At 65.1% G+C, this 10,167-nt stretch carries 10 protein-coding genes; 1 reads left to right on the forward strand and 9 read right to left on the reverse strand.

From position 1 onward, the window contains the following. Window positions 1-105 precede the first annotated feature (105 nt). The 7 genes from VGM71_RS12680 to VGM71_RS12710 form a co-directional block, all read right to left on the reverse strand. Window positions 106-1,179 (reverse strand): nitronate monooxygenase family protein, encoded by a 1,074-nt coding sequence (locus VGM71_RS12680; protein WP_331545668.1) that lies wholly within the window; start codon window positions 1,177-1,179, stop codon window positions 106-108. A 227-nt stretch (window positions 1,180-1,406) separates the two neighbouring features. Then, window positions 1,407-3,602, reverse strand: coding sequence for an aldehyde oxidoreductase molybdenum-binding subunit PaoC (gene paoC, locus VGM71_RS12685; protein WP_331545670.1), 2,196 nt, complete (start codon window positions 3,600-3,602; stop codon window positions 1,407-1,409). Continuing rightward, window positions 3,599-4,558 (reverse strand): xanthine dehydrogenase family protein subunit M, encoded by a 960-nt coding sequence (locus tag VGM71_RS12690; RefSeq protein ID WP_331545672.1) that lies wholly within the window; start codon window positions 4,556-4,558, stop codon window positions 3,599-3,601. Before VGM71_RS12690 ends, paoC begins: the two co-directional genes overlap by 4 nt. Then, on the reverse strand, window positions 4,555-5,196 hold the full coding sequence (paoA, locus tag VGM71_RS12695) for an aldehyde dehydrogenase iron-sulfur subunit PaoA (RefSeq protein WP_331545674.1): 642 nt from the start codon (window positions 5,194-5,196) through the stop codon (window positions 4,555-4,557). Before paoA ends, VGM71_RS12690 begins: the two co-directional genes overlap by 4 nt. A 185-nt stretch (window positions 5,197-5,381) precedes the next feature. Next, the gene (locus tag VGM71_RS12700) at window positions 5,382-6,239 is read right to left on the reverse strand and encodes an alpha/beta hydrolase (RefSeq protein WP_331545676.1); all 858 of its coding nucleotides are present in this window, start codon (window positions 6,237-6,239) and stop codon (window positions 5,382-5,384) included. Between the two features lie 29 nt (window positions 6,240-6,268). Then, complete coding sequence (locus tag VGM71_RS12705; RefSeq protein ID WP_331545678.1) at window positions 6,269-6,511, reverse strand: hypothetical protein; 243 nt, start codon at window positions 6,509-6,511, stop codon at window positions 6,269-6,271. A gap of 38 nt (window positions 6,512-6,549) precedes the next feature. Then, complete coding sequence (locus VGM71_RS12710) at window positions 6,550-7,041, reverse strand: alpha/beta fold hydrolase (protein WP_331545680.1); 492 nt, start codon at window positions 7,039-7,041, stop codon at window positions 6,550-6,552. 175 nt (window positions 7,042-7,216) lie between these two features. On the opposite strand from VGM71_RS12710, the gene VGM71_RS12715 reads away from it, so the two are divergent. Beyond that, entirely contained in the window at window positions 7,217-7,834 is a 618-nt protein-coding gene (locus VGM71_RS12715) for a CGNR zinc finger domain-containing protein (RefSeq protein ID WP_331545682.1), read from the forward strand. A gap of 56 nt (window positions 7,835-7,890) precedes the next feature. Here VGM71_RS12715 and VGM71_RS12720 read toward each other — a convergent pair whose 3' ends face one another. Then, complete coding sequence (locus VGM71_RS12720) at window positions 7,891-8,709, reverse strand: OmpA family protein (protein ID WP_331545684.1); 819 nt, start codon at window positions 8,707-8,709, stop codon at window positions 7,891-7,893. Window positions 8,710-8,747: 38 nt separating this feature from the next. Continuing rightward, window positions 8,748-10,167, reverse strand: a 1,420-nt coding sequence (locus VGM71_RS12725) for a YadA family autotransporter adhesin (RefSeq protein WP_331545686.1), incomplete at its 5' end; no start/stop codon positions are given.

Here is a 10,167-nt window from a genome sequence, read left to right on the forward strand (position 1 = left end):
AGCGCGCCCTGCGCGCGACATCTCTTCGCGCCAGTCCGCAGGTTTGCGCGCCAGCTCCAAGGCACGGCCTCAAAACATGTCGCGCGCAGGGCGCGCTCCTACAGGTCAGACCCGCAACAAGCGCGCCGCCACTTCCACGATGTCCCGCGTAATCGCAACGGCGGACCCTTCGCGCGTCATCACCGCGGCCTGCCCCGCCCACAACGGCTGAAAGTCGCCACTGCCGCGCGCCTCCGCGACCTTGCGCAACGGCGCCAGCGGCCCGCCAGCCAACGGAAACGGCAGGGTGTCGCCGGATAGCGGTCCGAGTTCGCGCATCACGCGATTCAACACGCCACGCGCCGGACGCCCGGTAAGGACATTGGTGATGGCGGTATTGTCGTCGCGGCCTTCACGGACGGCTTGACGATGCACCATGACGCTCGTGGCCTCGTCCGCCAGCAGATAGGCGCTTCCCACCTGCACGGCCGACGCGCCGAGACATAGCGCCGCGGCCATGCCGCGTCCGTCGGCAATGGCGCCCGCCGCGATCACGGGCACGTGCAGGGCGTCGACCAGTTGCGGCACCAGGGCCATGATCCCCGGCTGGGTGGACATGTCGTCGGTGAGGAAGTTACCGCGATGGCCGCCGGCTTCGTAGCCCTGGGCGATCACGGCGTCGCACCCGCGCTCCGCCAGCCAGCGACCCTCGGCCACGGTGGTTGCCGAGGAAAGCACCACCGCGCCGGTGGCTTTCACCCGGGACAGGAGGTGATCGTCCGGTAGCCCGAAGTGAAAGCTCACCACTTCCGGACGCAGCGACTCGACCATCGCACACATGGCCTCGTCGAACGGCTCGCGCCCACCCGCCGGCGGCAGGTTGCTCGCGTCGACACCGAATTCCTCGAAGTACGGCGCCAGCCGTTCCAGCCAGCGGGCCGAGGCTTCCGCGGTCGGGGCTTCGGGGCGATGGGCGAAGAAGTTGAGGTTGATCGGCCCGTCCACCGCGCCCCGGAATGCCGCGACTTCGGCTGTGGCCTTCTCCACGCTGATGGAGGAACAGGGAATGGCGCCCAGTCCGCCGGCGTTTGCGACCGCGATCGCCAGAGGCGCCAGTCCCGCGCCGGCCATCGGGGCGAGCAGCAGGGGCTGTTCGATCGAGAGGAGATCGAGAATGCGGCGGTCGGTCCAGGCGGCCATGCTCTCACCGGTGGGGATTCGGAGGGGACGCGCCAAGCATAACGGGGCAATCGTTGGGCGGATGTTGGCCCTCATCGGCCCCGCGAATCCCACCATTCGTCCCTCAGGACCCGGTATTGCCCCCTTCGGGGGAGACGACGGCAGGCAGAAAACATGGTCTGGACCCGCCCGATGCACCACGGCGTCGGCGGCGAGCAGTGGAGCGCCGACGGTTTTACACGTAGCGGTTAGACGGGTGGCAGCTTGTCGATGAACTTGTCCAGGGTGATCGGATAGTCGCGCACGCGGACGCCGGTGGCGTTATACACGGCGTTCGCAACCGCCGCGGCCACGCCGCAGATGCCCAGTTCGCCCACGCCCTTGGCCTTCAACGGCGACGACATCGGATCGGTCTCGTCGAGGAACACCACCTCCTGGTGCGGGATGTCGGCATGCACCGGCACCTCGTATCCGGCGAGATCGTGGTTCACGAAATAGCCCAGGCGTTTGTCGACCACCAGGTCTTCCATCAACGCGGCACCGACCCCCATGGTCATCGCGCCGATCACCTGGCTGCGCGCCGTCTTCGGATTGAGGATCCGCCCGGCGGCGCAGACGGCGAGCATGCGCTCGATGCGCATCTCACCTGTAGCCGCATCCACGCGTACCTCGACGAAGTGCGCGCCGAAGGTGGATTGCTGGTGGGTCTTGGCGAGGTCGCCGTATTCCATACCGTCCTCGGCCACGATGTCGCCATCGGCCGCTGCACGCTCGAGCGGCACACGCTTTCCGTCGGCCACCACCTGACCGCCATCGAAGGTCGCCTTGGCCGGGTCGATACCGAGCTTCTGCGCGACGGCCTCGCGCAGCTTCGCGCAGGCGGCATACACGCCTGCCGCGGAACTGTTGCCGCCCCACTGGCCGCCCGACCCCGACGATACCGGGAAGGTCGAATCGCCCAGCCTTACGTCCACACGATCCAGTGGGAGGCCCAGCATCTCCGCCGCAGTCTGGCCGATGATCGTGTAGCTGCCCGTACCGATATCGGTCATGTCCGTTTCGACGACGAGCCTGCCGCTGCGTTCGAGGCGAACACGCGCGGCGGATTTCATGACCAGGTTGTTGCGGAAGGCGGATGCCACGCCCATGCCCTTCAACCAACGGCCTTCGCGAGTCGTTCCCGGCTGCGGCGAGCGCTTGTCCCAACCGAATTGCTTCGCGCCGGTACGCATGCACTCCACGAAGCGACGCTGCGAGAAGGGGCGTTTGGGATCCTCCGGATCCACCTGGGTATCGTTGCGAATGCGGAACTCGACGGGGTCGATGCCGACCTTCTCGGCGATTTCGTCGACGGCGATTTCCAGCGCCATCATGCCCGGCGCCTCGCCGGGCGCGCGCATGGCGTTGCCTTCCGCCAGGTCGAGCACCGCCAGCCGCATCGCGGTCATGCGATTCGCACCGGCGTACAGCAGGCGCGTCTGCGACACCGCCGTCTCCGGATCGCCGCCGGCAAGGTCGCCCGACCAGCTTTCATGCGCGATGGCATCGATCTTTCCGTCCTTCGATGTACCGATGCGAATGCGCTGGATCGTGGCGGGACGATGCGTCGTATTGTTGAACATGAGCGGACGCTGCAAGGCGACCGCCACCGGACGACCGGCGGCGCGGGCACCGAGCGCAGCCATGATCGCATCCGAGCGCACGAAGAGCTTGCCGCCGAAGCCGCCGCCGATATAAGGCGAAACAAGGCGCACGTTCTCCTTGGGAATACCGAGGGTGATCGCTACGTCACCACGGCTCCAGTCGACCATCTGGTTCGACGTCCACAGCGTGAGCTTGTCGCCTTCCCAGGCGGCGATGGTCGCGTGCGGCTCCATCATGGCGTGCGACTGGTCGGGCGTCGTATAGGTCGCGTCCAGTTTTACCGCCGCGTTGGCGAAGGCGGCATCGAAATTACCTACCGCCGTATCCGGTTTGCCGCCCTTGGGCTTGGCGGCCGTGGCTTTTGACGCGGCAAGGTCGAAATTGCCTTTCGTGCGCGCGTAGTCCACACGCACGAGCTGCGCCGCGGAACGCGCCTGCTCGAAGGTTTCCGCCACCACCACGGCTACGGCCTGGTGGTAGTGCTCGATGTTGGGACCGCCCAGAAGATGGGCCGTGTTGAACTTGCCCTTCCCGAGCTTGCCGGCGTTCTGCGCCGTCACGATGGCGATGACGCCCGGTGCGCGCTTCGCGCGCGACGTGTCGATGGAAACGATCCGGCCCTTGGGAATGGACGAGCCCACGATGTAGCCATACACGTGGTTCGGTGAGACGTCGTGGCGTTCGTAAGCATAGTGCGCGGTGCCGGTGGTCTTGAACGGACCGTCGATCCGGTCGACGGGTCTGCCGACGACCTTCAGCCGGTCGATGGGATTGGTGGTGGCAGGCGTATCGAATTTCATGCCTTCCGCTCCTTCGCTTCGGCCAGCGTGCCGGCGAGGGTTCGCTCCACCAGCACGATCTTGAAGGCGTTGCTTTCCGTCGTCTTTGCGCCGGCAAGCAAACGGTCTGTCACGGCCTTGGCGCCCTTGGGCAGTTCGCCATCCGCCGCTTCCACGCGCCACGGTTTGTGCGCGACGCCGCCCAACGCCACGCGACCACTACCATCCGGCTGCGCGATGAGCGCGACCGACACCAGCGCGAACGCGTACGACGAGCGGTCGCGCACCTTGTGGTAAAGCTGGGTGCCGCCAACCGGCTTTGGCAGCGTGACGGCGGTGATCAATTCGCCCTTCGTCAGCACATGCTCGATATGCGGCGTGCTTCCCGGCAAGGTGTGGAAGTCCGCGATCGGAATGCGCCGCGTGCTGCCATCGGGTTTTACCGTTTCCACCGTCGCGTCGAGGGCACGCATGGCGACGGCCATGTCGCTGGGATGCACGGCGATACACGACTTGCTGACGCCCATGATCGCGTGCTGCCGGCTGAACCCGCCGATCGCCGCGCAACCGCTGCCAGGAAGGCGCTTGTTGCAAGGCTGGTTCGTATCGTAGAAATACGGGCAGCGCGTGCGCTGCAGCAGGTTGCCGGCTGTGGTGGCCTTGTTGCGCAGCTGGCCCGAGGCGCCCGCCAGCATGGCGCGCGACAGCAACGGGTAATCGCGGCGGATGCGCGCATCGGCAGCGAGGTCGGTGTTGCGCACCAGGGCGCCGATGCGCAGGCCGCCCTCGTCGGTGGCTTCCGTCTTGTCCAGGTCCAGCCCGTTCACGTCGATGAGATGGGCCGGTTGCTCGATCTCTAACTTCATGAGGTCGAGCAGATTCGTGCCGCCGGCGATGAACCGTGCGTTCGGCATGCGCGCCGCGGCGGAGGCGGCTTCTTTCGGCGACTGGGCGCGCTCGTAGGTGAAGGGCTTCATGCGTTGCCCCCTGACACTTCGGTGATCGCGTCGTGGATGTTGGAGTACGCACCGCAGCGGCAGATGTTGCCGCTCATGCGCTCGCGGACCTCCATGCGGCTGAACTGCGCCTTGGCGGTGAGGTCGCTGGTGACGTGGCTGGGAATGTCGTCCTTTATCTCGTCCAGCACCGCGACGGCGGAGCAGATCTGCCCAGGAGTGCAGTAACCGCACTGGTAGCCGTCGTGCTTGACGAACGCAGCCTGCATCGGGTGCAGCTTGTCCGGCGTACCGAGACCCTCGATGGTGGTGACCTTGGCATCCTGGTGCATCACGGCCAGGGTGAGGCAGCTGTTGATGCGGCGGCCGTCGACGATGACCGTACAGGCGCCGCACTGTCCGTGGTCGCAACCTTTCTTCGTGCCGGTCAAGTGCAGGTGCTCGCGCAAGGCATCGAGCAGCGTCGTGCGCGTATCCAGTTCGAGTGCCTGGGCCTTGCCGTTGACCTCGAAGGCGACCTTCGCGGTAACCGGCTTCGTTGCGGCGTCGGTCTTGGCAGGCGCAGCGACAAGTCCCGGCGCGGCCAGCGCCGTGACCGACGCCGCACCCATCTTCAGTACATCGCGGCGGGTGAATTTCCAATCGTCCGACGGTTCCATTGATCGGGTCCTCAGCGCTGTTGGGGAGTTGTCCTGGACAGGCGTGCGCCTCACGAGGGTAGAACATCGCTGTAGGACCCGCTATAGCGGCGAGAAAGTCTTGTGACGATATCGCGACGCTACCTCGCCGCTATGACGGCTCCTACATAACGCCTCGTACCCATCCAGCGCACGCCGGATGCGCCTTAGATCCGGGACAGAAATTTACCGATGGCCTCGGCGATTTCCACGGCGTGGGTTTCCAGCGCAAAGTGGCCCGTGTCGAAGAAGCGGACTTCCGCATCGGGAATGTCACGCTTGAAGGCCTCGGCGCCCGGCGGCAGGAAGAACGGGTCGTTCTTGCCCCATACGGCGAGGAAGCGCGGCTTGTACTGGCGGAAGTACGCCTGGAAAGCCGGGTACATCGCCACGTTGCTCTTGTAGTCGCCGAACAGGTCCAGCTGGATTTCGTCCGCACCGGGACGCGCCAGGTAATAGTTGTCGAGAGCGATGCCGTCCGGTGACACCTTCGATTCGTCGGACACGCCATGGGTGTACTGCCAGCGCGTGGTTTCCGGCTTCAGCATGTCCCGAAGCATGTCGCGGTTCTTCTGCGACGGGTCCTGCCAGTAAGCGCGGATCGGGTTCCAGCCTTCGCTCAAGCCTTCTTCATAAGCGTTGCCGTTCTGCGAAATGATCGCGGTGATGCGCTCCGGGTGGCGGACGGCGAGACGGAGGCCGGTGGGTGCGCCGTAATCGAAGACATAAACGGCGAACTTGTCGAAGCCCACGACTTCGGTGAAACGGTCGATCACGTCGGCCAGGTGGTCGAAGGTGTATTTGAAGCTCTCACGGGACGGCATGTCCGACAGACCGAACCCCGGGAGATCGGGTGCGATGATGTGGAAGCGATCGGCCAGCAGCGGAATCAGGTCGCGGAACATGTGGCTCGACGACGGGAAACCGTGCAGCAGGAGCAGCTTCGGTGCGTTCGCCGGACCGGCTTCGCGATAGAACACGTTGAAGCCGTCGACGTTGACGGTGCGGTAAGTGATGGCGTTCATGATGCGTTTCCTCGGTACGTGGTGAGGGATCAGTTCAAATGGGGGGAGTCCAGGAGGTCATCCGGAATCTCGGGGCGGAGGTACATCGCCAGGGCGCCGACGATCAGAACGAGTCCGAGCAATGGCAGGAACAGCGCCACGACGGCAGCCGCAGCAAATATCAGCAGCGTGCCGAGCAATCGCCGCCTGGCCATGCGCCGCGAGCGTGGGGATATCTGCGCGTCGGAGAACGCGGCAAGCCGGTCGGGGCTGACCTTGCGTACAGGTGTCATGGCGCGGCTCCTTTCGAGTCCGGTCCGGACGTCCATGCTCAGCCCGCGATGCCTTGCGCGGCTTGCAGGAACAGGTCAACCACTGCGTCGGGTGCCGTCACGCTCGGCACATGATCGACGGGATGCGCGACCAGCTTTGCGTTCATGCGCCTGGCCATGAAACGCTGGGTATCTTCCACGATCATGCGATCGTGCTCGGCGACCAGGTACCAGCTCGGCACGTCCTTCCAGAGCGGACGGGCGACGGGTACGGTGATGCAAGCTGGGGATTGGGTCGCTGCGCGGCTACCAGCACAGCCTGCTCGTCTTCCGATGCCGGCATAGGCGTGGCCGACCAGGACCCCCGGGCCACCCACCCACTCCACGATCCGCTCAACAGCGGCTACGTCGTCGGCCAGGCTTGTCAGCGGGAGCGGTGCCATAACCGCCTTGATGTCCCGATGAAGGAGACGAGTGATCACCTTCGACCAGCTGGAGCCGTCGGCCCAGGCGCCATGGGCAAGGATGAAGGTCAAGTCGGCTGTGAGCATGGCTATGCTCCTGAAACAAAGGCTTGGGTTGACGGTCCGGGGGCGGACGTTGCATCGTGGCCTCGGCTCAGGACGTAACCACCTCGACGTTGATAAAGAGGTTATTGTCCGTCATGTAACTTGTCAAGAGGTTTTTAAGCGGTTACTTTCTCTTCACCTTACGGAGACGCGCCTGATGTCCCAGTCCCAGCCCGTCATGCTCATCGCCGACGCCCCCGGCCTCGACTTCCTTAATTCGCTCGCCACCCCCGTGGACGTTATGGTCGACTGGATCGACGATGGCGAAGGCCTCCTGGCCTGGCTCGGGCAGACCCGCATGGTTCCCGTCGACGTGCTGGCCGACATGCGCCGGCGCGCGATGCCCGGCGAACTGGATCGCCTCGCCGATCAGGCACGCAGCCTGCGCGAGTGGTTCCGTGCATTCGTCCGCGAGAAGAAAGGTCACGCACTGGACGCGTCGAGCCTGAAGGAGCTGGATCCGCTCAACCTGCTGCTCGCACGCGACGAAGGTTATGCGCAAGTGGTTGCCAGTGACGACTCAGGTCATCTGAAGTTCGTGCGCACACGCCGCTGGACTTCGCCGGAATCGTTGCTTCAACCGATCGGCGAGGCGATGGCGAAACTCGTTGCCGAAGAGGACTTCACGCATATCAAGGCCTGCGAAGGCCCGACGTGTACGTTGTTGTTCGCCGACCACACCCGCGGCCATGTCCGCCGCTGGTGCAGCATGGCTGCCTGCGGGAACCGTGCGAAGCAGAATGCGCATCGTCGGCGCACCAGGCCATCCCTCTAGCCGGAAGGTAGCGTAACGGCGGGAAGCTTTGCCGCTTCCCGCCGCGACAGAACGCTTCAGTGCGACTGATCGACCCGCACTTCGACGCGCCGGTTCGGCGCAAGGCAAGCCACGAGTTCCGCGTGGCTGCCGTTCGGGCACTCTTTCACGGGGTCCTTTTCTCCCAATCCTTCGGCGAGGATCTTCGTCCGCGGCACGCCATAGGCCACCAGGGCATCCATCACGGAGCGCGCCCTGCGCTCGGATAGCGGCTGGTTATAGGCGTGAGTGCCGAGACGATCCGTATAGCCCGCGACGCGGATGCTCTGGATCTGCGCCATGTGTGCGCGCAGCTTTGCTCCAAGGTCCGTCACCGCCTGCTTTCCTTCGGAGGTGAGTTCTGACTTATCGAACGCGAACAGCGCATCGGCGGCGAGGGTAATGCTCTGGAGCATTTCTTCTGCTACCGCCGCGGCTGCCGGCTTCGCTTCTTCAAGGAACGCCGCACACGATTCCGGCATCCAGTAGAAACTCCGCGCCAGCTTGTCGTCGTCGAAGAGGATCTTGTACTGACACTGGACTACCTCGTCGCTGCCCGGCTTGCGGAAGTTGAACAGGTAGTTCCACTCGCGCACGCTCCACACGCCTTCGTCGAAATGCGGATAGCCGATGAGTTCGGCGATCTGGTGCTTGTCGATGCCCGAATGCACCTGGCGCAGGTTGTCCAGGTTGGGTAAGGTGCCGTTCTTGTGCATGGACGGCATGTTGTTCGGCGACGGCCAGGCCAGTTGCCCGGCGGAGCGGCCGTCCTTCGCCACCTCATGGCTGTAGTTGCCGCAGCCGGCCAGTGCCAGCGCCAGCGACAGCGCGGCCATACCCTTGAACGATGCACGCATGTTCCTGACTCCTTCAATGATGTTCATGGATGCACCCCTCACCAGACCACCGCCGCGCCGACGCCCGCGCCGGCGTCGCCGCGTGAATTGGTCGTGGCGTTGAGCTTCAGCACGTAGTGCCCGCTCTCGGTAATGGTCGAAAGACCGACGGCGACACCGGTTTCGCCGTGGAAGCTGCCCACCGCCACCGCCGCCGAGTTCTGGTTCGGCTGGTAGGCCTGCGGAAGCGACGCCATCGCCATGGCGGAGGCGACGCCCGCGTTGGCGCGATTGCCGATGCGGTTGAGATCGCGGTCCACGCTTTGGAAGCGCTGGTCGACGTAATCCTTCGACCAGTTCTTCGCGCTTTCGATGGCCTGGTCCAGCTGGCCTACATTCACCGCGTCCGTGGGGTTCACGCCCGCCGCCACGTTGGTCACCGTGCGCTCATGGCCCACGGAGCCCACCGATACCGTGTTCGTGGTGTTCGCAACCGAACCGGCGCCGATGGCCACGCTGTTGTCGCCGCTGGCATTCGAGCCTGCGCCGATCGCCGTGCTGTTGTCGCCCGTCGCTGTCGACCCGGCACCGGCGGCGGTGGAATTGTTTCCTCCCGCCGACGCGGATGTAGTGTTGTCGGGGCTCGTCTGGTAGGTGTTGTTGATAGTCGTGCCACCGCCGCCCGGCGGCAGGTTGTTCACTGTGTTGCTGAGGTTGGTCAGCTCGCTATAGATCGCATCGATGCTGGCATTGGTGGCGAACAGCTGCGAACCGTTGATCGCATCCGTGCTGAGCTGGCTGATGCGCCCGGCCGCCAGGTTGGTGATGGTGCGCTCGGCACCCGCCGCGCCCACGCTCACCGTGGAACCCGGGTTCACGCCGGCGAAGTTGTAGGTGGTGCCGGCAAGCGTCGCATTGGCGGTGCCCACCGCGGCATCCGTCTTCGAACCCGAACCCAGTGCCACGCTACCGACATAGTCCGCTTCCGAGCCCGCACCCAGGGCCATGCCCTGGATGGCGTTGGCCGTCGCACCGGTACCCAGCGCCACGCCATCGGCGAGGTTCACCGTGGTGTCCTGACCCACCGCGATGCCGCCCGGTGCCGTCTGCTGCACGATGGCGTGGTTGCCCATGCCGATGCCGTTGTCGCCATTGACGGTGGTCTCCGGGCCGACAGCCACCGATTCCGCGCCCACCGCCGCTGAATCCGCCGCGGCGGAGTTGGCGTGGAAGTACTTGGTCGGCGTCACCGAGAACGAACTCATCGCCCCCTTCAACTGGCGCAGGGTGACCGCATCCTGGTCTTCCGTGCCGTCGGCGACGTTGGTGACCTGACGAAAGTCGGTGGCGTTGCCCACCGATACCGCACCGAGCAGGTTGCGGTCCGTCGTGTTGTACGGGACGGTATTCGTACCCACGGTGATCGTACCGGATGTCGGCGCAATGGCGCGGTCGGACACCGCACCGGAACCGAGCGCT

Source organism: Luteibacter sp. (genome assembly GCF_036499525.1).
In the GTDB taxonomy this organism is placed as follows: Bacteria; Pseudomonadota; Gammaproteobacteria; order Xanthomonadales; family Rhodanobacteraceae; genus Luteibacter.